Origin of the sequence: Microbacterium sp., assembly GCF_031988965.1 — a bacterium.
GTDB lineage: Bacteria > Actinomycetota > Actinomycetes > Actinomycetales > Microbacteriaceae > Microbacterium.
In genome coordinates, this window is the sequence record NZ_DALZXX010000034.1 from 1 (window position 1) to 22,607 (window position 22,607).

Annotated in this window: 19 protein-coding genes, 1 pseudogene and 1 riboswitch; of the genes and pseudogenes, 6 read left to right on the forward strand and 14 right to left on the reverse strand. The window is 68.5% G+C overall.

The annotated features are described in order from the left end of the window. The 3 genes from RTM68_RS08530 to RTM68_RS08540 form a co-directional block, all read right to left on the reverse strand. Positions 1 to 914, reverse strand: a 914-nt coding sequence (locus RTM68_RS08530; RefSeq protein ID WP_312170040.1) for a sigma-70 family RNA polymerase sigma factor, incomplete at its 3' end; no start/stop codon positions are given. 472 nt (positions 915 to 1,386) lie between these two features. Beyond that, a complete protein-coding gene (gene nagA / locus RTM68_RS08535) occupies positions 1,387 to 2,553 on the reverse strand; it encodes an N-acetylglucosamine-6-phosphate deacetylase (RefSeq protein WP_312170042.1) in 1,167 nt (388 codons plus the stop codon). Beyond that, positions 2,550 to 4,073 carry a family 20 glycosylhydrolase gene (locus tag RTM68_RS08540; protein ID WP_312170044.1) on the reverse strand — a complete coding sequence of 508 codons (1,524 nt, stop codon included), beginning with the start codon at positions 4,071 to 4,073 and terminating at the stop codon, positions 2,550 to 2,552. Before RTM68_RS08540 ends, nagA begins: the two co-directional genes overlap by 4 nt. Positions 4,074 to 4,127: 54 nt before the next feature. Beyond that, a riboswitch (ZMP/ZTP riboswitch) is annotated at positions 4,128 to 4,212 on the forward strand. A 36-nt stretch (positions 4,213 to 4,248) separates the two neighbouring features. Here RTM68_RS08540 and glyA point away from each other — a divergent pair. Together glyA and RTM68_RS08550 are read left to right on the forward strand one after the other, a co-directional pair. After that, positions 4,249 to 5,523, forward strand: a complete 1,275-nt coding sequence (gene glyA / locus RTM68_RS08545) for a serine hydroxymethyltransferase (protein ID WP_312170045.1) — start codon at positions 4,249 to 4,251, stop codon at positions 5,521 to 5,523. Continuing rightward, positions 5,520 to 6,398, forward strand: coding sequence for a bifunctional methylenetetrahydrofolate dehydrogenase/methenyltetrahydrofolate cyclohydrolase (locus RTM68_RS08550; protein ID WP_312170047.1), 879 nt, complete (start codon positions 5,520 to 5,522; stop codon positions 6,396 to 6,398). Before glyA ends, RTM68_RS08550 begins: the two co-directional genes overlap by 4 nt. A 103-nt stretch (positions 6,399 to 6,501) precedes the next feature. Here RTM68_RS08550 and RTM68_RS08555 read toward each other — a convergent pair whose 3' ends face one another. After that, entirely contained in the window at positions 6,502 to 7,056 is a 555-nt protein-coding gene (locus RTM68_RS08555) for a hypothetical protein (protein ID WP_312170049.1), read from the reverse strand. 159 nt (positions 7,057 to 7,215) lie between these two features. Between RTM68_RS08555 and RTM68_RS08560 the strand changes: the two genes are divergently transcribed. Beyond that, positions 7,216 to 8,559: an anaerobic C4-dicarboxylate transporter family protein gene (locus RTM68_RS08560; protein ID WP_312170051.1), complete on the forward strand. Its 1,344-nt coding sequence runs from the start codon at positions 7,216 to 7,218 to the stop codon at positions 8,557 to 8,559. A 4-nt stretch (positions 8,560 to 8,563) separates the two neighbouring features. Here RTM68_RS08560 and RTM68_RS08565 read toward each other — a convergent pair whose 3' ends face one another. From RTM68_RS08565 to RTM68_RS08600, 8 genes are read right to left on the reverse strand one after another with little or no spacing between them, the layout of a single operon-like run. Further along, the gene (locus tag RTM68_RS08565) at positions 8,564 to 9,652 is read right to left on the reverse strand and encodes an N-formylglutamate amidohydrolase (protein ID WP_312170053.1); all 1,089 of its coding nucleotides are present in this window, start codon (positions 9,650 to 9,652) and stop codon (positions 8,564 to 8,566) included. Between the two features lie 32 nt (positions 9,653 to 9,684). Continuing rightward, a complete protein-coding gene (locus tag RTM68_RS08570; protein ID WP_312170055.1) occupies positions 9,685 to 10,407 on the reverse strand; it encodes a DUF6882 domain-containing protein in 723 nt (240 codons plus the stop codon). Between the two features lie 55 nt (positions 10,408 to 10,462). Further along, a complete protein-coding gene (locus RTM68_RS08575; protein ID WP_312170056.1) occupies positions 10,463 to 11,266 on the reverse strand; it encodes an aldolase/citrate lyase family protein in 804 nt (267 codons plus the stop codon). Then, a complete protein-coding gene (locus RTM68_RS08580; RefSeq protein WP_312170058.1) occupies positions 11,251 to 12,036 on the reverse strand; it encodes a fumarylacetoacetate hydrolase family protein in 786 nt (261 codons plus the stop codon). The genes RTM68_RS08575 and RTM68_RS08580 overlap by 16 nt, the downstream gene beginning before the upstream one ends. A gap of 38 nt (positions 12,037 to 12,074) precedes the next feature. Further along, positions 12,075 to 13,235: a 3,4-dihydroxyphenylacetate 2,3-dioxygenase gene (gene hpaD / locus RTM68_RS08585; RefSeq protein ID WP_312170060.1), complete on the reverse strand. Its 1,161-nt coding sequence runs from the start codon at positions 13,233 to 13,235 to the stop codon at positions 12,075 to 12,077. 30 nt (positions 13,236 to 13,265) lie between these two features. Further along, positions 13,266 to 14,762 carry a 5-carboxymethyl-2-hydroxymuconate semialdehyde dehydrogenase gene (gene hpaE, locus RTM68_RS08590; RefSeq protein ID WP_312170062.1) on the reverse strand — a complete coding sequence of 499 codons (1,497 nt, stop codon included), beginning with the start codon at positions 14,760 to 14,762 and terminating at the stop codon, positions 13,266 to 13,268. Continuing rightward, the gene (locus RTM68_RS08595) at positions 14,759 to 15,445 is read right to left on the reverse strand and encodes a GntR family transcriptional regulator (RefSeq protein WP_312170063.1); all 687 of its coding nucleotides are present in this window, start codon (positions 15,443 to 15,445) and stop codon (positions 14,759 to 14,761) included. Before RTM68_RS08595 ends, hpaE begins: the two co-directional genes overlap by 4 nt. Beyond that, positions 15,442 to 16,911, reverse strand: a complete 1,470-nt coding sequence (locus tag RTM68_RS08600; protein WP_312170071.1) for a fumarylacetoacetate hydrolase family protein — start codon at positions 16,909 to 16,911, stop codon at positions 15,442 to 15,444. The genes RTM68_RS08595 and RTM68_RS08600 overlap by 4 nt, the downstream gene beginning before the upstream one ends. 155 nt (positions 16,912 to 17,066) lie before the next feature. Here RTM68_RS08600 and RTM68_RS08605 point away from each other — a divergent pair, with 155 nt between their 5' ends. From RTM68_RS08605 to RTM68_RS08615, 3 genes are all read left to right on the forward strand, one after another. After that, positions 17,067 to 18,446, forward strand: coding sequence for an MFS transporter (locus RTM68_RS08605; RefSeq protein ID WP_312170065.1), 1,380 nt, complete (start codon positions 17,067 to 17,069; stop codon positions 18,444 to 18,446). A 49-nt stretch (positions 18,447 to 18,495) separates the two neighbouring features. After that, positions 18,496 to 20,367, forward strand: coding sequence for an FAD-dependent monooxygenase (locus tag RTM68_RS08610; RefSeq protein ID WP_312170067.1), 1,872 nt, complete (start codon positions 18,496 to 18,498; stop codon positions 20,365 to 20,367). Between the two features lie 238 nt (positions 20,368 to 20,605). Continuing rightward, positions 20,606 to 20,986: a VOC family protein gene (locus RTM68_RS08615; RefSeq protein ID WP_312170069.1), complete on the forward strand. Its 381-nt coding sequence runs from the start codon at positions 20,606 to 20,608 to the stop codon at positions 20,984 to 20,986. A gap of 18 nt (positions 20,987 to 21,004) precedes the next feature. Here the strand turns inward: RTM68_RS08615 and RTM68_RS08620 are convergent, their stop codons facing one another. Further along, positions 21,005 to 21,439, reverse strand: a complete 435-nt coding sequence (locus RTM68_RS08620) for an NUDIX domain-containing protein (protein WP_312170070.1) — start codon at positions 21,437 to 21,439, stop codon at positions 21,005 to 21,007. A gap of 41 nt (positions 21,440 to 21,480) precedes the next feature. Next, positions 21,481 to 22,607 (reverse strand): annotated as a pseudogene (locus RTM68_RS18965) (thiamine pyrophosphate-dependent enzyme); the annotation flags it as partial.

Consider the following 22,607-nt stretch of genomic DNA (forward strand, 5'->3'; position numbering starts at 1 on the left):
CCTGCTCCGGATCCGGTCGAACCGCCGGCCGTTCCCGCGGCTCCGCCGCTCACGACGACGGCGCCCTCGGTGATACCGGACGGCATCGCGGCGAGTGCGACGATCGGCGTGCCGCCGCCCTGCAGAGCGGCGAGGTAACCCGCGGAGCCGGCCACTCCGAGAACGAGCGGGAGGAGCACGAGAGCGAGTCGCTTGGAGATGTCCTTCGCCTCGGCGGCGACGATCATGCACCGTGCACACACTTCGAGGTGCTGTTCGAGGCGCTTGTGGTCGCGGGTCCCGAGGTTGCCTCGCGAGTAGGCGCCGAGGTGCTCGATCGTCCACTGGCAGTCCGAGCCCGGGGCGGCGCTGCGCAGATGCGCCTGGATCCACGCCTCACGGAGCCCCTCACGGGCGCGGAAGGCGAGTTGTGAGACGGCGCCGGCCTTCATGCCGAGCAGCGGCGCGGCCTCATGCGGCTTCATCTGCTCGATCTCGGTGTACCAGAGCACCTCCTGCCAGCGAGAGGGCAGGCTGCGGAAAGCCTGAGCGGTCAGGCTGCGGTCGAGTGCCTCGTTCGCAGCCTGCTCGGTGCTGTCGGGATCGACGACCGTGTCGAGCTCGTCGATGGCCGACTCGCGGCGCGATCGTCCCCAGGCCGCAGCGGTATTGCGGATGCTGGTGAAGAGGTAGGCCCGGAAGGATCCGTTCGGCCCGCCTCCCTTGATGATCGCCTGGTAGATCCGGGTGTATGACTCCTGGACCAGATCATCGGGATCGATCGACGAGGTGATCGAGCGCGCGACCGACATCCCCGACGGGTAGTGGCGTCGCCACAGTTCACCGAAGGCCGCCGCGTCACCGGAGCGGGTGCGCAGCACCAGTTCGGCGTCGGCGATCGAGTCGTCGTGAGTGTTGTCGTGGTCCACAGTCATCCGTCTTTCGTGAAGGGCGGAAGTGCCTCCACAGTAAGAGACGCGTGATTCGCTGTTTCATCACGCGCCTTTCCCATTCTCTCTCTGATCCCTCACGCACGCCACCCCGAGATGGACCGATCACGAGCGGACTGCACCGCACTGAAACACCTGATCAGCGCTGATTATTGAGAATCCTTGAAAGAATCTCGAAGAATTTCTGAGAAGTCGCGTAATGAATCGGGGTCGCCATCGTCTCATCACATAGAGACAGCCACGAGCTCCACCGGGGGGCGGAGCTCAGGTGCTCATGCAGGGGGTATGAGTGCAGGCATGGCGGGTCGAGAGCCTCGGGGGAGGAGTTCTCGACTCGCCGCTCTGAGTGGGGGGGATTCGTGAAGGGGCCGTCGTTCTGGGGACGACGGCCCCTCACCCGCGAAAGAACAAGGCACCGGAGAGCGCAGAGTTGCGCGTCGATGCACGCACGGCGAGGCTAGGCCCTACCGCCCACCCAGGCGTGCACGACGCGCAACTGTGCATCCCAGAGCACCGCGTCGCCCAGATGGCCGACGGAGAGCCGCCCGAGTCGATCGCCGACGCCGATCGCACGCGCGGGCGTCTCGGTCGCCGCCCGCAGGGCGTCTGCGAGCGGTACACCCGCCGCCACCGCTCGTCGAACCGCCTCATCCTGAGTCAGCGTCGAGCCCGCGATCGAACCCGTGTCGTTCGTGCGCGCCACGCCGCCGCGAACCGTCACCTTCACGGCGCCGAGGTCGTAGTCGCCGTCGGCGCTTCCCGCTGCGGCCATCGCATCCGTGATGAGGGCGACGCGCCCCGGTGCGGCGTCGAAGAGCAGTTTCACGACATGGGGATCGAGATGCACGTCGTCGGCGATGGCCTCGAGCACGACCCGATGGTCGGCGGCCGCAGCCAGCACGGGACCGGGTGCCCGGTGGTGGATGCCGGGCATCGCATTGAAGGCGTGCGTGAGGATCGACGCGCCCGCTTCGAAGGCGGCGACGGCCGTGGCCGCATCCGAGTCGGTGTGGCCCACCGCTGCGGCGGCGCCCGCGGCGGTGATCAGCCTGATCGCGTCGATCCCGCCCGGGAGCTCCGGCGCGATCGTGACCTGGCGGATCGTGCCGCGGCCGGCCGCGAGCAGCCGGGAGACGTCATCGGCGACGGGGGTGCGCAGCAGGGCCGGTGCGTGCGCCCCGTGATGCCCCGGATCGAGGAAGGGGCCCTCGAGATGCGATCCCAGGATGTCGGTGTCGGTGGCCATCAGGTCGGCGATCTCCGCCACCCTGTGCGCGAGTTCGTCGAGCGTGGCCGTCACCAGCGACACCACTGCTCGCGTCGTTCCGTGCTGACGATGCAGGGCCCGCGCGGCGCGGATCGCCTCGACGCCGTCGTCGAACGACGATCCCGCGCCGCCGTGCCCGTGGATGTCGATGAGTCCCGGGGTGAGCACGGCGCCTGCTCCGGCGGTCTTCTCGGCATCCACCACGTCGTCGGCATGCGACCAGGTCGCACCGGTGCCGCGATCGACGACCACGCCGTCTTCCATGCGCACCCAGGCGTCGTGAATGCTCTCCCCGCCGTCGATGATCGTCGCCGAGTGCACGACGAGCGACCCTGACGCGACGGAAGTGACACTCATCGATCGGTCCATGGGATCTCCTCGGCTCGGTGGAAGTCGATCTGCGCAGTCTCCCAGAGCGGTGCGAGAGTCGCGACCCGGGAGCGGAACGACTCCCACGTCCGCTCAGGGGCGGTGTGGGGCGACCAGGCGATCTCCGCCTGCGCGGCGGCCCGCGGGAAGACCAGCTGCTCGACATCGCCGATCGTGCGGGCGGTCTCGCTCCAGAGAGGGGCCTCGATGCCGATGATGGCTGAATCGGCGACGTCGAGCACCTCGGTCGGTTCCCACTCGTACGCGGTTCTCACGTCGACGACTCCGGCCCAGGTGAGCCCGAGAGGGAAGTCGTCCGAGTACTTCATGTCGAGGTATGCGACGTCGGCCGCCGACATGATCAGCGCACCGCCGCGCTCGACGAAGTGCGCCGCCTCTTCGGCGTGCGTGCCCTCGGGGGTCGTCTTGCCCCAGTACTGGCCGACGGTGCCCTCCGCGATGCCCGCTGCCGCGCCCACCTCGTGCCAGGCGACGGGGATCTTGCCTGCCTCGATCACGATCGCCGTGGCCCGTTCGACGAAGAGGTCGAAGTCGGCCTGCGGGGTGCCCAGCGACTCGTCTCCGCCGATGTGGATGTACGGCCCCGGGGTGAGTTCGGCGAGCTCCCGCACCACGTCGCGCACGAAGTCGTACGTGCGTTCCTCGTGGATGCGCACGCTCGAGTGGCCCACGCCCCACCCGACGTAGGGCTCGCCCTTGACGGGCAGAGTCTGCTCCAAGCGGGCGGATTCCGCGATCAGGGAGTCGTTGAGCACAGGGCTCTCGACGAGCTCGGGGTACGCGATGCCGATCGCGTGCGTGTGGCCGGGCAGATCGATCTCGGGGATCACGATCATGTGACGCTCGGCGGCGTGCTCGACGATCCGGCGGTAGTCGTCCTTCGAGTAGTACCCGCCGCGGTCTCCGCCGACGGCGGTCTGCGATGCGAGCTCCGTGAGCCTCGGCCAGGAGTCGATCCGGATGCGCCACCCCTGATCGTCGGTGAGATGCAGGTGCAGATGATTGAACTTCAGTGCGCTGGTGGCGTCGATGAACTTCAGGACCTCGGCCACGCTGAAGAAGTGTCGTGCGACGTCGAGCATGACGCCGCGCCGTGCGAATCGCGGAGCATCCGAGATCCTGGCGTGGAGAAGGCCCCACCCGGCGTCGCCCTCGCGGAGCAGCTGGAGCAGCGTCTGCGCTCCGTAGAAGAGCCCTGCCTCGTCGCCGCCGACGATCTCCGCCGACTCGCCGACGGTGAGCTCATAGCCTTCGGGGCCCGCGACGTCCCGATCGATCCTCAGCGAGATCGTGGACTCGGTCGCTGCGGAGTGGTCGGTGGCGTGGGGGAGTCGTATGCCGCTGCGCCGGGCGATCCCAGCGATCAGCTGCGCCGCGACGGGGGAGTCGCCGGTGACTCGGACGGCATCGCCGATCGGCATCCGGTCATCGCCGACGCTGGCGGAGAGGGGGAGGGGAACGAGGGGCATGGAATGGGGAAGGACCATGAACAAAACCTACCGTGCGGTGACCGGAGTGCACAGGGGGGAATCCGCTATGCTCGTAACCGTCGCGACTGGCGTCTGGGTGGACTACCACCGGGGAGCGACTGACCACGGAATTCGACCGCGCGCCTGGGCCGATTGGTATACCCGTTCGAATCCGTAGTCAGAGGAGCATGTCATGACCGACCGTTACTTCAACGCCCCGCTCGCCGAGGTCGACCCCGAGATCGCTCAGGTCCTCGATCGAGAGCTCGCGCGCCAGCAGACGTTCCTCGAGATGATCGCATCCGAGAACTTCGTCCCCGTCTCCGTGCTTCAGGCGCAGGGCTCGGTGCTGACCAACAAGTACGCCGAGGGGTACCCCGGACGTCGCTACTACGGCGGCTGCGAAGAGGTCGACATCGCGGAAGAGCTCGCGATCCAGCGCGCGAAGAACCTGTTCGGCTCGGAGTTCGCGAACGTCCAGCCGCACTCGGGTGCGTCGGCCAACGCCGCCGTGCTGCACGCGATCGCCCGCCCCGGCGACACGCTCCTCGGCCTCGCCCTCGACCAGGGCGGTCACCTGACGCACGGCATGAAGATCAACTTCTCGGGCCGCCTCTACGACATCGTCGCCTACGGCGTCGACCCCGAGACCTCGACGATCGACATGGACGAGGTGCGTCGTCTCGCGATCGAGCACAAGCCCAAGGTCATCATCGCCGGCTGGTCGGCGTACCCCCGCACGCTCGACTTCGCCGCGTTCCGTGCGATCGCCGACGAGGTCGGCGCGCTGCTCTGGGTCGACATGGCTCACTTCGCGGGTCTGGTGGCCGCCGGCCTGCACCCGAACCCGGTGCCGCACGCGCACGTCGTGTCGTCGACCGTGCACAAGACCATCGGTGGTCCCCGCTCGGGCTTCATCCTCACGAACGACGCCGACATCGCCAAGAAGATCAACACGGCCGTGTTCCCGGGGCAGCAGGGCGGCCCGCTCATGCACGTGATCGCCGCCAAGGCGACCGCATTCAAGCTCGCGGGCACCCCGGAGTTCACGGAGCGCCAGGAGCGCACCCTGCGCGGAGCGGCGATCCTCGCCGAGCGTCTCTCGCAGCAGGACGTGAAGGACGCCGGCATCGGAGTGCGTTCCGGCGGCACCGACGTGCACCTCGTGCTCGTCGACCTGCGTGACGCCGAGGTCGACGGCAAGCAGGCGGAAGACCTGCTGCACGACATCCACATCACCGTCAACCGCAACGCGGTGCCGAACGACCCGCGTCCGCCGATGGTCACCTCGGGCCTGCGCATCGGAACCCCGGCGCTCGCGACCCGCGGATTCGGAGACGCCGAGTTCACCGAGGTCGCCGATGTGATCGCGCTCGCACTGCTTCCCGGCGCCGACGTCGAGGCCCTCCGTGCTCGCGTCGACGCGCTCGCCGCAGGCTTCCCGCTCTACCCGGACCTGCAGCAGTGACCGCGAAGATCCTCGACGGCAAGGCGGCGTCCGCCGCGATCAAGGCCGAGCTGACCGAGCGCGTCGCGGCACTGAAGGCGAAGGGCATCGTCCCCGGCATCGCGACCGTCCTCGTCGGCGCCGACCCGGCATCCCAGCTCTATGTCGGGATGAAGCACCGTCAGTCCGAGGCGATCGGGATGAACTCGATCCAGCGCGAGCTGCCCGCCGACGCCACCCAGGCCGATGTCGAGGCTCTCATCGACGAGCTCAACGCCGATCCGGACTGCCACGGCTACATCGTGCAGCTGCCGCTGCCGAAGCACATCGACACGGACGCGATCCTCGAGCGGATCGACCCGGCGAAGGACGCCGACGGTCTGCATCCGACGAACCTCGGTCGTCTGGTGCTCAACGTCAACAGCCCGATCCACACGCCCCTGCCGTGCACGCCGCGCGGCGTGATCGAGCTGCTGCTGCGCAACGGCTACGACTTCGCGGGCAAGCATGTCGTGGTCGTGGGTCGAGGGGTGACCATCGGGCGCTCCATCGGTCTGCTGCTGACCCGACGCGACATCAACGCCACCGTCACGCTCACGCACACGGGAACGGTCGACATGCCGCGTTATCTGCGCGAGGCGGATGTGATCGTCGCGGCGGCCGGCGTCAAGCACCTCATCCGCGCCGAAGACGTCAAGCCGGGCGCTGCGGTGCTCGATGTCGGTGTGACGCGTGAGACCGACCCGGAGACCGGCAAGAGCCTGGTCTTCGGCGATGTGCACCCGGGCGTCGCCGACGTCGCGGGCTGGGTGTCGCCGAATCCCGGCGGTGTCGGGCCGATGACCGTCGCGCTGCTCATGACCAACGTCGTCGAGGCGGCTGAGCGGCTCATCTGACCTCGGTCGGTCCCGATCTGCTGATCCGGTCCCGATCTGCTGACTCCCCCTGTCGATTCGTACGCGGATCGGGGCGTGGTCCGCAGATCGGGACCGTTCTCGTTCAGCCGAGCTCGTCGAACATCCGTCGCTGTTCGGGGGTCAGGCCGTCGTTCAGCTCGTCGCGGGCGGCGGCGGTGGCCCGCGTCTCGGATGCAGGGGCGGAGGCGGGTGCGGTCTTGCCTGACCCCGAGACCTTCGACTGCACGGCGTCGTACAGCTGACCCGCCTTGGCCCGCAGCTTGTCGTCGACCTGGTCGTAGATCATCCAGCCGAACAGCAGGAACAGCGGAGGGAGCGCGTAGCTCCAGAAGCCGGAGGCGCGGACGCCGCTCAGCCAGACGACAGCCACCCAGATGAGCAGCTCGACGACGTACACGAGGACGTACTGCATGACCTTCTCGCCGGTCTTGGTGCGGTCGGCTGCGGACTTGGCGGCCGCCTTGCGGAACGCTCCGGTGAGCAGCGGCTTCACGAAGAGCGCCGCGAGAGTCAGGATGACCGCGGCCCAGAGCGCGTGGAACCCGACGGACACACCCGCGGACAGCAGGCCGATGAGCAGCAGCACCGCGACGTTGAACACGTAGAGCGCTGCGAAGCGGACGATTCCGTTCTTCATGCCACCAGAATTCCACACTCCCGGATGCTGCGGCACCGCCAGACCGACCGGGACGCCCCTCAGCGGTGACGCCGACTCCCGTTCGGATCCATGCAGGTCCCTGACAAACTCCTCGACCGAGCAATATGCTGACGGCACATCCCTGCGAGAGGAACCCCCGTGGACATCGCACTGTTCGTCATCCAGCTCCTGGTCGTCCTCGGATGCATCGTCATGGGAACCCGATCGAGCGGTGTGGGGCTCGGGCTCTGGGGCGGCACCGGTGTCGCGATCCTCGTGTTCGTCTTCGGTCTCGCGCCCGGCTCACCGCCGGTCGATGCGCTCCTCATCGTGCTGTCGGTGGTGCTCGCGGCGTCCATGATGCAGTCGGCGGGCGGCATCGACTGGATGGTGTCGGTCGCGGCGAAGCTGATCGCACGAAACCCCAAGCAGATCACTCTCGTCGCACCGCTCGTCTCGTTCCTGTTCTCCGTCGGCGCGGGCACGTCGAACATCCTCTACCCGCTGCTCCCGGTCATCCAGGATCTGTCGTACCGCAACGGCATCCGTCCCTCGCGTCCGCTGTCGCTCTCGGTCGTCGCCACCGGTGTCGCACTCGCCTGCAGCCCGGTGTCGGCAGCGATGGCCGCGATGGTGACGCTCACGGATACGGCGCCGTGGAACTTCGAGCTCGTCGACATCCTGAAGGTGACGATCCCCGCGGCGATCGTCGGCATCGTGGTGTCGAGCTTCTTCGTGAACAGGCTCGGCAAGGATCTCGCCGATGATCCCGACGTGCAGGCGCGAATCGCCCGCGGCGAACTGCCCGCGCCACGAGCGGATGCGGCTGAGATCAAGGCTGATGTGACCGTCACAGCTGCCGGACGCAATGCCGCCATCATCTTCCTGCTCGGTGTGGCCGCGATCGTCGTCTTCGGTCTCTTCAAGGGCATCCGCCCGCTGGATGCGGCAGGTGACCCCGTCGCGATGACGCCGATCATCGAGATCGTGATGTTCCTGGTCGGAACGCTGATCCTGATCGTCTCGCGCCCGAAGGTCGCGGAGATCCCGACGATGACCGTGTTCAAGGCCGGCATGGTGTCGGCGATCGCCCTGTTCGGGCTCGCCTGGCTCACCGACACCTTCCTCACCGCGCACGCCGAGCTGATCTCGAGCACCGTCGGCAGCTGGGTGAGTGCGGCTCCGTGGATCTTCGCGCTCGGGGTCTTCCTCGTCTGCGTGCTCACGACGAGCCAGTCGACCGCGACGCGGACGATCGTGCCGATCGGTCTCGCGGCGGGGATCCCGCTCGGCCTGCTCAGCGGCATGTGGGCGGGCGCGTTCGCCGGCATCTATCTGCTGCCGACCAACGGTTCGCAGATCGCCGCGGCGAACTTCGACACCTCGGGCACCACCAAGCTCGGGACCAAGCTGGTCGATCACTCGTTCTTCGTGCCGACATTGATCCTGGCTGCCACGACCATCGGCTTCGGTGCGCTGTTCGGCGTGATCTGGGGCGGGTGAGAGCTCAGAGTTCGCGGTACAGGTCCCACGAGCGGCGGCACGCGTCGGCGACCTCGCGAACGTGTGCAGGATCCTCGGTGACCCAGTCGGTGCCGGGACGATGCAGCTCTTCGACGGCGGCATCACCGAGCAGGAACTCCCGCAGGAACTCGGCCTGCACCGCGTCGAGCTCGAGCGCGGCCTCGGCGGCCTGCGGCGCGAGTTCGCGGAAGCGGCGGCCGGCGGAGAGGATCTCCTGGCTTCCGAGGTACGGCTGGTTCAAGGCGACGTCATCCGGGTCGTCGACCCGGAATCCTGCGCGGTGCGCGTCGGCGAGGGCGCGCAGACGTGCAGGGTCCATCGTCGGCGGATCTGCGGGGTCGCGCTCGTCGCCGCGAGTGCCGCCGCGGTTGGAGAGCGCGACGACGGACGGCAGGCGATCCTTCGCATCACGGGCGACGTTCACTGCGCCGTCACGTGTCGTCGTGGTGTTCATGGTGTCGTGGAACGACAGTCGGGTGAAGCGCCCACCGGTTCTCAGCTTCTGGTCGACGAAGCGCTCGGTCAGAGCATCCCGCGTGCGCTCGTAGACGCCGAGGCCGCGTTCGCCCACCTCGACGAACGTCTGCACGAGTCTGTCCCGCTCTGCCTCGTCGGTCGGGACCTCGAGGATCGGGAAGAACGAGAATGTCACCGGACGGATCGCGTCGACGCCGGTGAGATCGACCTTCTTCCAGGCGCCTGCTGCACGGGTGCGCTCGATCGCCGTGCTGAGGTCGCCGGCGATGTCGGAGGGACGGGCGCGATTGGGGTCGCGCACGAGCCGGGGATGCGGATTGAGCACGGCCACCACTCGGGGATCGAACCTCGCCCACTCGCGCACGATCGCATCGGTGGCGACATCCGTGAAGTCGTATTGGAGTCGTCGCGTCAGCGCAGGGGAGAGGAACGGGACGAGTTCCTCGGGGATGCGGGCGCCGGCGTGCGGGCAGCTCACGAGCACGTCCGCCTCGGCGATCGCCTCATCGAGGGTGCGGGACCCGGAGTCGGCGTAGACGGTGATCTCGTCGGCGCCGAACGTGCGGCCGGCGGGAATGAGGTCGAGAGCGCTCATGCGCTCATGCTAGCCGCGCGTCGCGCGCGAGATCAGCCCTGTGCGTGCAGGCTGCTCTCGATGTTGGTGATGCGAGCCTGCTCGTCGAAGTGGAACGTCGCGGAACCCGTGGCGTCGGTGATGGTCGCGCCCGAGAAGGACTCGTCGGTCCAGGTCAGGTTCCAGCCGGCGAGGCGAGCGGCGTCCCACACGGCGGTGCGCGCGTCGGGCATCGCGAGGCCCGAGAGGATGCGCGGGAGGACGATCGCGGCCGAGGCCACGGTCAGCGGGGGCAGCGGGGCGTCGAGCAGGAAAACGGCAGAGGTGCCGCCTCCGACCGGTGCGACGTAGTACGGAGCGCGGCCGGTGAGCTCGACGGCCGTGGCCCCGACCGTGTGAGCGGCCCGGGCGATCCATTCGGCATCGCCCGCGGCATCGGCGGGGAAGGGGAGCTCGGTCCGGCTCAGCTCGTCGATGCCGTGCTCGGTGCCGTAGTCGCGAAGCTGCGCGGCGACTCCGGCGGCGTCGCCCTGAGGGTGTGCCCACGCCCAGAGCAGCGAGCGCGGGCCGGGCGCGATCGTCGCGGCGAGGTGCGCTCGCGTCACGAGCTGACGGGAGGCGTCGTCGTTCGATGTGAAGGTGATCGTGCCTGCGGCCATGTCGGCATCCCAGCGGTTGTCGCCGAGGGACTCGAGCGCGGAGGCGAGGGAGTCCTGGCGAAGCGCGGTGAACAGTGCGGCACGGTCTGCGAGCGGCTGGAGCGCGGCGAAGGTCATGGTCTCAGTCTCACCCGGATTGCTATGAATTCGCCAACTTCCCCGGTCGGCGCGGTCAGTAGCTGGCGCGTCTCGTGTCGTCGGATGCCGGGATGAAGCGGGCGGTCAGAGCCTCGGATGCGCGCGCGAGCATGGCCACATCGGCACCCACCGCGACGAAGTCCGCGCCGGCGGCGATGTAGGCATCAGCCGCGGCCGGATCGAAGGCGTTCACACCCACGGGCTTTCCGGCGGCCTTCACCGCGGCGAAGACCTGCTCGACCGCCGCGACGACCTCGGGGTGCGTCTGCCGACCGAGCAGCCCCATCGACGCAGAGAGGTCCGAGGGGCCCACGAACACGGCGTCCACGCCGTCCACGGCGGCGATCTCGGCGGCGGCCACGACTGCGGCCGCCGTCTCGATCTGCACGGTCAGCGACGTGTGCATCGCCGAGTCCTGCAGGTAACCGTCGATCCTGTTCCAGCGGGCGCTGCGAGCCAGCGCACTGCCGACTCCCCGCACTCCCTCCGGCGGATAGCGGGTGGCGGCGACAGCAGCACGCGCCTCGTCGGCCGACGACACCATCGGCACGAGGAGGTTCTGTGCGCCGATATCGAGCACCTGCTTGATCGCGACGATGTCGTTCGACGGGACGCGCACGACCGGGGCGATCGGATAGGCGGCGACGACCTGCAGCTGCAGCAGGGTCGACTCGAGCGTGTTCGCCGAGTGCTCCATGTCGATCAGCAACCAGTCGAGTCCGGACCCCGCGGCGACCTCGGTGACGAGCGGGCTGCCCGAGCAGGCCCACATCCCGATCAGGGAGCGGTCGGAAGCCGCGAGCTGCTCGCGGAAGGAAGGGCTCAGATGAAGCGGCATGCGATCGTTCCCATCGGTCCGTAGTCGCACAGCACCTGATCGCCGCGCGACACCCACATCGGGCGTGTGAACGATCCTGCCAGGATGATCTCGCCGGCCTCCAGACGCGCGCCGTGCTGGTGGAACTTGTTCGCGAGCCACGCGACCCCCGTGGCAGGGTGTCCGAGCACGCCGGCCGCCACACCGGTCTCCTCGATCTCGCCGTTCCGCGACAGCACACCGGGCACCCACCGGAGGTCGATCTCGTCCGGGCGCTTGCGCACGGTTCCGAGCACCATCGCCCCGTAGGCGGCGTTGTCGCTGATCGTGTCGACGATCGTGCGGCCCTCGAGCTCGATGTGCGAGTTCAGCACCTCGAGAGCGGGCACGGCATAGTCGATCGCCGCGAGCGCATCGTCGAGCGTGCAGTCGGGGCCCTCGAGCGGATGCTTGAGCACGAAGGCGAGTTCGACCTCGATGCGGACGTTCGAGAAGTGATCGACGGGGATCTCGGATCCCGACTCGTGGACGGTGTCGTCGAACATCACGCCGTAGTCGGGCTCCGTGATGCCGGTGGCCTGCTGCATCGCCTTGGACGTCAGCCCGATCTTGCGGCCGACCAGGCGACGACCGGCGGCGATCTGCGAATCGCGCCACACGCCCTGGATCGCGTACGAGTCCTCGACCGTGGCATCGGGGTATCGAGCCGTGATGCGCGGGATCACAGAATGGCTCCGGTCGGCCTCGGCCAGTTCTGCGGCGATCTGCGCGATGGTGTCTGCGGGCAGCATCCGTGTCTCCTCTGTGTGCGAACCGGTGTGCGGACCGGTCAGAGCTGGTGGCCGAGCTTGTACTCGCCCTGCTTGTACTCGGGCATGCCCTCGTCGTCAGGACGCGTGTAGGAGAACCCGTCGGCGCCGATCGTGACGGCCATCTCCGAGCTGTCGGTGCGGGCCACGACCGGCTGCGGGTTGCCGTCGAGATCGAGCACCAGCGAGGCCTCCGTGTACCACGAGGGCACGACCGGGTTGCCCCACCAGTCACGACGCTGGTTGTCGTGCACGTCCCAGGTGATGACGGGGTTGTCGGGATCGCCCGTGTAGTAGTCCTGCGTGTACACCTCGACGCGGTGACCGTCCGGGTCGCGCAGGTACAGGTAGAACGCGTTCGAGACGCCGTGGCGGCCGGGTCCGCGCTCGATCGCGTCGGAGCGACGGAGCGCGCCGAGCTTGTCGCAGATCGCCAGGATGTTGTGCTTCTCGTGGGTCGCGAAACACACGTGATGCATGCGGGGCCCGTCGCCGCCGGTCATCGCCGTGTCGTGCACGGTGGGCTTGCGGCGCATCCATGCGGCGTAGACGGTGCCCTCGTCATCCTGGATATCCTCCGTCACACGGAAGCCCAGATCCTGCATGAACTTGACGGCGCGGGGCACGTCGGGGGTGACCTGGTTGAAGTGGTCGAGCCGCACGAGCTCGCCGGGGATGTGCAGGTCGTAGCGCCACGACATCCGCTCGACGTGGTCGGACTGGTGGAAGAACTCGATGGGGAATCCCAGCGGGTCGACCACGCGCACGGAGTCGCCGACGCCCTTGACGAAGCCCTCGGGGTTGCGGCGCACATCGCACCCGAGCTCGGAGTAGAACGCGACCGCGAGGTCGAGGTCGGCTGCCGAGCGGACACGGTACGAGAATGCCGCGACCGCGGCGATCGGTCCCTTGCGCAGCACGAGGTTGTGGTGGATGAACTCCTCGGTCGAGCGGAGGTAGATCGCCTCGTCGTCCTCTTCCGTCACGTACAGGCCGAGCACGTCGACGTAGAACACCCGGGAAGCGGCGAGGTCGGTGACGACCAGCTCCATGTAGGCGCAGCGCAGCACATCCGGCGGCGTGCTCTCGGGGGTCACGACGGGGTTGTCGGTCTGGATCGGAGCCTCCTGGCTCACGTAGTAGCCCGAGGAGGTCAGCGTCTTCGCGGTCTTGTCGGTCATGTCAGCGTCCTTGCTCACGTCGGGTTCGGGTCAGTTCTTGCCGAAGGTCGGGTTATGTGCGCCGCCGAGCGTGATGTGCACGCTCTGCTGGTCGGTGTAGAAGTCGATCGAGCGGTAGCCGCCCTCGTGCCCCAGGCCCGAGGCCTTGACCCCGCCGAACGGCGTGCGGAGGTCGCGGACGTTGTTGCTGTTCAGCCACACCATGCCGGCCTCGACCGACTGAGCGAAGTTGTGCGCGCGCTTCAGGTCGTTCGTCCAGATGTACGCGGCGAGGCCGTACTTCGTGTTGTTCGCGAGGGCGAGCGCCTCGTCGTCGGAGTCGAACGGGGTGATCGCGACGACCGGTCCGAAGATCTCCTCCTGGAAGATGCGGGCGTCGGGCGAGACGTCGGCGAACACGGTCGGGGCGACGAAGTTGCCCTCGTCGAAGCCCTCGGGGCGGCCTCCGCCGGCGACGAGGCGACCCTCGGCCTTGCCGATCTCGACGTAGCTCATCACCTTGTCGTAGTGCTCGGGGTGCACGAGCGCGCCGACCTCGGTCGCCGGGTCATGCGGGTAGCCGACTCTGACGCGCTTCGCCTGCGCGGCGTAGCGCTCGACGAACTCCTCGTAGATCGCGCGCTCGACGAGGATGCGGGATCCTGCGGTGCAGCGCTCGCCGTTGAGCGAGAAGACACCGAAGATCGTGGCGTCGACCGCGGCGTCGAGATCCGCGTCGGCGAAGACGACGGCGGGCGACTTGCCGCCGAGCTCCATCGAGAGTCCCTTGAGGAACGGAGCCGCGTTGCCGAAGATCAGCTGTCCGGTCGAGCTCTCGCCGGTGAACGAGATGAGCGGCACGTCGGGGTGCTTCACGAGCGCGTCGCCCGCGTCCTCGCCGAGACCGTTCACGAGGTTGAAGACTCCCTGCGGGAGGCCGGCCTCTTCGAAGATCTCCGCCCACAGCGATGCCGAGAGCGGCGTGAACTCGGCGGGCTTCAGCACCACGGTGTTCCCGGTCGCGAGCGCGGGGCCGAGCTTCCACGACTCGAGCATGAACGGCGTGTTCCAGGGGGTGATGAGGCCCGCGACGCCGATCGGCTTGCGGTTGACGTAGTTCATCTGCTTGCCAGGGACCTTGAAGGCGTCGTCGGACTGCGCGACGATCAGGTCGGCGAAGAAGCGGAAGTTCTCGGCGGCGCGACGCGCCTGACCGAGGGCCTGCGTGATCGGGAGTCCCGAGTCATACGACTCGAGCTCGGCGAGGCGGGCATCGCGCGACTCGACGATGTCGGCGATGCGGTGCAGCACACGCGAGCGCTCGCGCGGGAGCATCCGCGGCCAGGGTCCCTCGTCGAACGCGCGCTTCGCGGCGGCGACGGCGAGCTCGATGTCGGCCTTCTTTCCGGCGGCGGCGGTCGTGTAGGTCTGGTTCGTCACGGGGTCGAGCACGTCGAACGTGTCGCCGTCGACGGAGTCGACGAACGCGCCGTCGATGTAGTGCTGGATGTGGTCGGGCAGGTCTGCGGGAATGCGGGAATCGGTCATGACTCGTCTCCTCCGGAGGGGTGCGAACGGGTGTGAAGCTCATCGAGGAAGGCATCCCTCGTGCGCCAACGGTGATTTCGTGCGGCGAGCTCGATCTCGAGCGGATCTGCGCCCGCTCGGATCAGCTCGAGGATCTGCGTGTGCTCCTCGACGGAATGCCGAGCGCGGCCGGGGACGTACGCGAACGTGGAATCGCGGATGCCGGACAGCCGCGACCATCCGCGGTGCACCAGATCGAGCAGGTGCGGGTTCGGGCAGGGCCCGAAGAGCAGGGAGTGGAACTGCCTGTTGAGCTCGGTGAACGCGTGGGCGTCGAGATGATCGAGCATCCGCGTCATGCGCTCGTTGACCGCTTCTGCGGCGTCGAGGGCCGACGCGTCGAGCAGTGGTGCGGACAGTGCCGTGGCGGCGCCCTCGACGAGACCGAGCGTCTGCATGGTGTGCGCGTACTCGCTCTCATCGACGAGAGTGACGCGCGCGCCGACGTTGCGTTCGAACGTGACCAGGCCCTCGGCCTCGAGCCGGCGGATGGCCTCGCGCACGGGCACGACGCTCATGCCCAGCTCTTCCGCGAGCGAGCCGAGCACCAAGCGGTAGCCCGGGCCGAACGTGTGGCCGGCGATGCGCGCGCGGATCCAGGTGTAGGCCCGCTCCGACTTGCTGGAGGTGGTGACCTCGGTCATCCCTCGCTCCCGACCTCGGAGCCCGAGCCAGTGGCAGCGTCGTACTTCGCCCGCCACTCGGCGTTCAGGGGGAAGAGGCCGTCGACGGGGTGGCCCGCGGCGACCTGTTCGGCGATCCAGGCGTCTTCGATCTCCTGGGCGAGCGCATCGTCGGCGACCTGCTCGGCCAGCGACGGGGGGATCACGATGACGCCGTCGCCGTCTCCCACGATGATGTCGCCGGGCTGCACGGCTGCTCCGCCGCACGAGATCGTCACGTCGACGTCCCAGGGCACGTGCTTGCGCCCGAGGACCGAGGGGTGAGCGCCCTGCGAGAAGACGGGCAGCCCGATCTCGGCGACCGCGTCGAAGTCGCGCACGCCGCCGTCGGTCACCACCCCTGCCGCGCCGCGGGCCCGGGCGCGCAGGGCGAGGATGTCGCCGAGCGTGCCTGTGGTCGCATCGCCCCGCGCCTCGATCACGATGATCTCGCCCTCGGCGACCGCATCGAAGGCGCGCTTCTGCGCGTTGTACCCGCCGCCGTGAGCCACGAACAGGTCTTCCCGGAAGGGGACGAAGCGCAGTGTCTTGGCCGTGCCGACGATCTTGCTCCCGGGGATGTTCGCGGCCACTCCGTCGATGAAGCACGCGTGGTGACCCCGTTTGCGCAACTGCGCGGAGAGCCCGGCGGTGGGCGCCTCGAGGAGCTTGGCGCGCAGTGCGGGGGAGAGCGCGGGGGCGGGCGTCTCGGCGGGAAGACCCGCGGCGTCGCGCGATCCCCAGGCTTCGGCACGCTGCAGGTCGTCGACGGCCGGAAGGGAGCCGAGGTCGCCGTCGAAGGGGATCTCGCCCTGGGTGACCGTGGTCACCAGACGACCGGAGGACGGCGAGCCGGCGGCATCCGGAGCGTCCACCTCGATCTCGACGACGTCGCCGGGCGCGATGACCGACGACCCTGCCGGGGTGCCGGTGAGGATGACGTCGCCGGGCTCGAGAGTGAAGTGCTGGGAGAGGTCGGCGACGAGCTGCGCGAGCGGGAAGATCAGTCCGTCGGTGGTGTCGTCCTGGCGCAGCTCACCGTTCACCCAGGCGCGTACGCGGAGCGCCGCGGGGTCGACCGTGCGGGCATCGATGAGATCGGGACCGAGGGGTGTGTAGCCGTCGCCGCCCTTGGAGCGGACGTTGGATCCCTTGTCGTTCGCGCGCAGGTCGTACAGGCCGAGATCGTTCGAGGCGGTGACCCAGCCGACGTGCGCCCAGGCGTCGTCGAGGGAGACGCGGCGCGCGGCCGTGCCGATCACGAGGGCGATCTCGCCCTCGAACGCGAGCAGCTCGGTGCCGGCGGGGCGCTCGACCGTGCCGCGGGAGACGCCGACGGAGCTGGCCGGCTTGAAGAAGTAGGAGGGAGCGGCGGGGCGACGGCCGCGCTGATCCGCCCGGGACGCGTAGCTCAGGTGGATCGCGATGATCTTGCCGGGGCGGGTCATGGATGCCGTCACGGGGGCGCCTCCTCGCGCTCTTCGGCGACGCCTTGTGCGTCGTATTCGAAATCATATATCATCGGTTCCATCCTCGGCAAGCAACCCGAATCCCCCTCGCGAGCACGCCGTGACAGTGCAGTCACAACCAAAGGAGACACCCCATGAGCGGGCAGTCAACACAAGGGTTCACACCCACCGGAACCATCGCGACGCCGGCCGATCGCCGCCGCGTCGTGTTCGCCACGGTCGTCGGGACCACGGTCGAGTGGTACGACTTCTTCATCTATGCCACGGCCGTCGGCCTGGTCTTCGGGCAGCTCTTCTTCGAACCGCTCGGCGCGAACAGCGCCATCATCGCGTTCGCGACGGTCGGAGTCAGCTTCCTGTTCCGTCCGCTCGGAGCCTTCCTCGCAGGCCACTACGGCGACAAGCTGGGCCGCAAGACGGTGCTCATGTGGACGCTGATCCTGATGGGGGCGGCGACCGCCCTCATCGGAGTCCTGCCGACCTACGAGGCGATCGGCGTCGCCGCGCCGATCATGCTCGTGCTGCTCCGCATCATCCAGGGAATCTCGGCCGGTGGCGAGTGGGGCGGGGCTGTGCTGATGGCCGTCGAGCATGCGCCGCGCACCAAGCGCGGCATCTTCGGAGCTTCTCCGCAGATCGGAGTGCCGCTCGGTCTGCTGCTCGCCTCGGGTGTGATGGCCCTGATGACCGCGATCGCGCCGGGAGACCAGTTCCTCCAGTGGGGCTGGCGCATCCCGTTCCTGCTCAGCGTCGTCCTGATCCTCATCGGCTACTACGTGCGCCGCAAGGTCGAGGAGAGCCCGGTCTTCACCGAGCTCGCGGAGCGCAAGGAGAAGGCGAAGATGCCGATCGTGCAGCTCTTCCGCAAGCATCTGCTGCTCGTGATCATCGCCGCCTTCGTCTTCGCCGGCAACAACGCCGTCGGCTACATGACCACGGGCGGATACATCCAGGGCTACGCCACCAACCCCGAAGGGCCGATCGGACTCGAGCGCGGACCCGTGCTGTGGGCCGTCGCAGGCTCCGCGGTGACCTGGCTCATCACCACGCTCATCGCGGGCTGGCTGTCGGACCGCATCGGGCGGCGCACCACCTACGTCATCGGCTGGGTCATGCAGCTCGTCGGAGTGTTCACGCTGTTCCCGCTGGTCAACACGGGAGAGATCGGGCTCCTGTTCGCGGGGCTCGCGATCCTCACTGTCGGTCTCGGTTTCACCTACGGGCCGCAGGCGGCGCTGTACACCGAGCTGTTCCCCGCCAGCATCCGCTTCTCGGGCGTCTCGATCTCGTACGCGATCGGTGCGATCGCGGGTGGTGCCTTCGCCCCGACCATCGCGACCGCGATCGTGCAGGCGACCGGTTCGACGCAGGCGGTCACCTGGTACCTCGCAGGGATGACCGTGCTCGGACTCATCGCGACGCTGCTGCTGCGCGACCGGTCGGGCATCCCGCTGGGTCCGGATCACGAGGACGAGCAGTCCGTGAGCCCGATCTACGGCCTGGCCAAGGCCTGACGCCGAGTCAGACCTTCATTCAGCCATCATCCGGAAGGAATCGACGACGATGCAGTTCCACCACCACGGTTACGTCTCGGGGGATCCGCGCGTGACGGATGCCGCAGGCATCGGCGCGGATCGACCCGCAGACCTCCCCGACGAGATCGACGTGCTCATCGTCGGATCCGGCCCCGCCGGGATGCTGCTCGCCGCCCAGATGTCGCAGTACCCCGACGTGTCCACGCGCATCATCGAGAAGCGGGAGGGCCGCCTCGTGCTCGGCCAGGCCGACGGCATCCAGCCGCGCAGCGTCGAGACGTTCCAGGCCTTCGGATTCGCCGAGCGGATCATCGCCGAGGCCTACAACATCGGCTGGATGAACTTCTGGGGCCCGAACCCCGAGAATCCCGGCGAGATCGTGCGCACCTCGCGTACCGCCGACTACGCGTACGACATCTGCGAGTTCCCGCATCTGATCGTCAACCAGGCGCGAGTCCTCGACTACTTCGCCGAGGCCGCAGCTCACGGGCCCGGTCGCATCGCGCCCGACTACGGCGTCGAGTTCGCAGGGCTCACGGTGCACGACGAGGGCGAGTACCCGGTCGAGGTCACGGTGCGATACGCGGCGGGGGAGCGCGCCGGTGAAGAGCGCATCGTCCGGGCGAAGTACGTGGTCGGGTGCGATGGGGCGCGCAGCGGCGTGCGACAGGCGATCGGACGCACCCACGTCGGCGCCAGCGCCGCCCATGCCTGGGGCGTCATGGATGTGCTCGTGAACACCGACTTCCCCGACTGGCGCACCAAGTGCGCGATCAACTCGGAGGCGGGCAACATCCTGCACATCCCGCGCGAGGGCGGATACCTCAGCCGGATGTACATCGACCTCGGCGAGGTCGCGGACGACGACGATCACCGTGTGCGGCAGACGCCGATCGAGGAGATCATCCGCAAGGCGAACGCGATCCTCAGCCCCTACACGCTGGACGTGAAAGAGGTCGCCTGGCACAGCGTCTACGAGGTGGGCCACCGGGTCACCGACGGCTTCGACGACGTGATCGACGGGTCCGGCCGCACGCCGCGGGTGTTCCTCACCGGCGATGCCTGCCACACGCACAGCGCGAAGGCGGGGCAGGGCATGAACGTGTCGATGCAGGACGGGTTCAACCTCGGGTGGAAGCTCGGATCCGTGCTCACCGGTCGGGCGTCCGAGACGCTGCTCGCGACCTACGGTGCCGAGCGCCGCCCCGTCGCCCAGCAGCTCATCGACTTCGACCGCGAGTGGTCGAGCCTCATGGCGCGCAAGCCGTCGGAGATCACCGACCCCAACGATCTGGCGGCCTACTACCTCGCCACGGCGGAGTTCCCCTCGGGGTTCATGACGCAGTACACCTCGTCGATGATCACGGGAACGGATGCCCATCAGGCGCTCGCCGCAGGCTTCCCGCTCGGCAAGCGCTTCAAGTCCGCCGAGGTCGTGCGGGTGGGCGACGGCAATGTCATCCACCTCGGTCATCATGCGAAGGCCGACGGGCGCTGGCGCGTGTACGCGTTCGCGGGACGTGAGGCCGCGACGCTCGATTCCTGGGCGTCGCAGGCTGCGTCCGTCTTCGCTCGGTTCACGCCCGCGGATGCCGACCAGGATGCCGTGTTCGACGTGAAGGCGATCTACCAGCAGCCCTATGAAGAGGTCGAGGTCACCTCGGCTCCTGCGCTGTTCCAGCCGAAGACGGGCCCCCTCGGGCTCACCGACTGGGAGAAGGTCTTCGCCGCAGGGCCGTCGAAGTGGACGGACGTCGACATCTTCGAGGCCCGCGAGCTGTCGCGCGACGGCGTCGTGATCGTGGTGCGTCCCGACCAGTACGTCGCGGCGATCCTGCCGCTGGATGCGACGGAGGAACTCGCGTCGTTCTTCGACGGGGCACTGCTTCCGGCATCCTGACCCTGGTGCTCGGAACGGCCGGGGGAGCCCTCGGGTGGGCGCGGATGTGACCCGCAGGGGTCTCGTGTTCGGAAGGAGAACTCGCGGATCGGAGGAGGGATGGGGCGGTGTCCGTCCTTCCGGGGATGCGATCGCCTTCTGAGACGGTGCTGACCGATGGGCCCCTGGTGCGATGTCGGTGACCCCGCGTACTTTTGACGCGGATGGGCGACGACGCCCCCGACAGAAGGAGTACGTGATGGAGTGGAAGATCGAGCTGATCTTCGTCCCGGTCTCGGATGTCGACCGGTCGAAGGAGTTCTACGAGAGGATCGGCTTCCATGCCGATCACGATCAGGTGCCCTACGAGGGTCTGCGTTTCGTGCAGATGACTCCTCCGGGATCCGCCTGTTCGATCGCGTTCGGCACGAACCTCGGCGAAGGACTCGAGCCGGGCCAGCAGAACACGATCCAGGTGGTCGTCCCCGATGCCGATGAAGCCCTTGCGCACCTTCGGGGCGTCGGAGTCGAGGCGCAGGGCGTCGACGACCAGGCATGGGGTCGGTTCGTCACGTTCGACGATCCCGACGGCAACACCTGGACACTGCAGGAGCTGCCGGACTACAGCGCCCAGGCCTGACGCAACGGAGACCGGGGGTCAGCGTGTGGAGATCGCGCGCAGGCTCTCCGGTGCTCCTTCAGGGAACAGCACGCGGTTGCCGGATGCGATGTCGGCGATGGGCACCCAACGGACCGGACTGCCCTCATCGAGGATCTGGAGCTCTGCGTCGAGTGGCACCGCGTCGAGCGCTTGCGACGACACCGCGAAGACATGGGCGATCTCGTGCCCGGGTTCACCCTCGTACATGAATATGTTCTCGAAGACGCCGAGCGGTTCCGCGTTCTCGAGGGTGACGCCGAGTTCTTCCATGAACTCACGGCGGAGCGCCTCTGCCGCGGTCTCGCCGAACTCGATGCCACCGCCGATCGCGCGCAGGAAGTCGAGGCTGCGGGTGCGGTCATGCCCCTCGAGTGCGAGCAGATGCCCGTCCTTCACGGGCAGGCCGACGGCGATGTTGCGGATGGCAGGCATCCCGGAAGGCTAACGCACGCGAAGCTCGGGGCCGCGGACGGTCACGAGTTCACGCGGATGATCTCCTGCTGGTACGGCGCGATGACGTCGCCCGAGATGCGGAGATCCAGCAGCAGGAATCGCCGGGTCGCGGCATCCTCCTGTGCCCAGGAGTCGAGCCGGTCGAGATCGGCGAGCGTCTTCACGACGACGCCCTCGGCGCCGACGGCAGCCCCGAAGGCGGCGAAGTCGACCTCGGGGATCCGCATCGGCCCCTCGGCGAGTCCCTTGAGACCGTAGAGGTTCACCTCAGCGCCGTAGGCCGCGTCATTCCAGATCACGGCGATGCCACGGCCCTGAGCGGCGCGGACGGCCGATTCGAGATCGGCGATCGCCATGAGCCCTCCGCCGTCGCCCGAGGTCAGCACGACGGTCGAGTCCCGGCGGGCGAGGGCCGCACCGACCACGCTCGGCCACCCCTGTCCGATCGACTGGAAGGCGGTGCCGACCATCATCATGCGGTCCGGGGCCTCGACGGGCCAGTACATGTTCGCCCAGCCGATGAAGTGCCCGCCATCCGAGACGACGACGCGATCGCTCGGGAGGAGTTCGGCGATGCGGCGCGCTGCCGACCGGGGATCGAGACGGCCATCCGGGGCGAGATCGTCGCCCTCGTCATACGTGCGCGCGGCCGCGACGTCGACACTCTCGCGCCACGGGCCGGCGGGCACAGCTTCGGATGCCGCACGCGGCGCGCCGTCCGCGAGCGCCGATGTCTCGGCGTGGTGTGCCTCGGCTCCGAAGCTGTGCTCGGCAGAGGTCTCGCCGGCGGCGCCGACGAAGGAGACGAGGGAGCCGACCCGGGCGACCAGTTCTTCGGCGGCGAGACGGGCGTCTGCACGGACGAAACCACCGACGTGCGGGTGTGTGGCCGCCGGCGCGATGTCGATCTGGAACACTCTCGTGCCCGCATCGTGAACTGGTTGAGTGAGGCGCCGAACACGACCGCGACGTCGGCGGTGCGGATCAGCTCCATGGCGCCGTCGGCACCGAAGCCCCCGGTCACCCCGAGGTCGTACTGCGCCTCGGGAAAGACTCCGCGGCCGAGTGCGGATGACGCCGTCAGGGCGCCGGTCAGGCGGGCGAGCTCGCCCAGCGCGTCGCCGGCGCCGGCCAGCCAGGCACCTCG

What these genes read in the sequence shown, in the direction of transcription:
- nagA (WP_312170042.1), bottom strand. Translation starts at nt 2,553, where the DNA reads ATGAGTGTCACTTCCGTCGCGTCAGGGTCGCTCGTCGTGCACTCGGCG.
- RTM68_RS08540 (WP_312170044.1), bottom strand. Translation starts at nt 4,073, where the DNA reads ATGGTCCTTCCCCATTCCATGCCCCTCGTTCCCCTCCCCCTCTCCGCC.
- glyA (WP_312170045.1), top strand. Translation starts at nt 4,249, where the DNA reads ATGACCGACCGTTACTTCAACGCCCCGCTCGCCGAGGTCGACCCCGAG.
- RTM68_RS08555 (WP_312170049.1), bottom strand. Translation starts at nt 7,056, where the DNA reads ATGAAGAACGGAATCGTCCGCTTCGCAGCGCTCTACGTGTTCAACGTC.
- RTM68_RS08565 (WP_312170053.1), bottom strand. Translation starts at nt 9,652, where the DNA reads ATGAGCGCTCTCGACCTCATTCCCGCCGGCCGCACGTTCGGCGCCGAC.
- RTM68_RS08570 (WP_312170055.1), bottom strand. Translation starts at nt 10,407, where the DNA reads ATGACCTTCGCCGCGCTCCAGCCGCTCGCAGACCGTGCCGCACTGTTC.
- RTM68_RS08575 (WP_312170056.1), bottom strand. Translation starts at nt 11,266, where the DNA reads ATGCCGCTTCATCTGAGCCCTTCCTTCCGCGAGCAGCTCGCGGCTTCC.
- RTM68_RS08580 (WP_312170058.1), bottom strand. Translation starts at nt 12,036, where the DNA reads ATGCTGCCCGCAGACACCATCGCGCAGATCGCCGCAGAACTGGCCGAG.
- hpaD (WP_312170060.1), bottom strand. Translation starts at nt 13,235, where the DNA reads ATGACCGACAAGACCGCGAAGACGCTGACCTCCTCGGGCTACTACGTG.
- hpaE (WP_312170062.1), bottom strand. Translation starts at nt 14,762, where the DNA reads ATGACCGATTCCCGCATTCCCGCAGACCTGCCCGACCACATCCAGCAC.
- RTM68_RS08595 (WP_312170063.1), bottom strand. Translation starts at nt 15,445, where the DNA reads ATGACCGAGGTCACCACCTCCAGCAAGTCGGAGCGGGCCTACACCTGG.
- RTM68_RS08600 (WP_312170071.1), bottom strand. Translation starts at nt 16,911, where the DNA reads ATGACCCGCCCCGGCAAGATCATCGCGATCCACCTGAGCTACGCGTCC.
- RTM68_RS08605 (WP_312170065.1), top strand. Translation starts at nt 17,067, where the DNA reads ATGAGCGGGCAGTCAACACAAGGGTTCACACCCACCGGAACCATCGCG.
- RTM68_RS08610 (WP_312170067.1), top strand. Translation starts at nt 18,496, where the DNA reads ATGCAGTTCCACCACCACGGTTACGTCTCGGGGGATCCGCGCGTGACG.
- RTM68_RS08615 (WP_312170069.1), top strand. Translation starts at nt 20,606, where the DNA reads ATGGAGTGGAAGATCGAGCTGATCTTCGTCCCGGTCTCGGATGTCGAC.
- RTM68_RS08620 (WP_312170070.1), bottom strand. Translation starts at nt 21,439, where the DNA reads ATGCCTGCCATCCGCAACATCGCCGTCGGCCTGCCCGTGAAGGACGGG.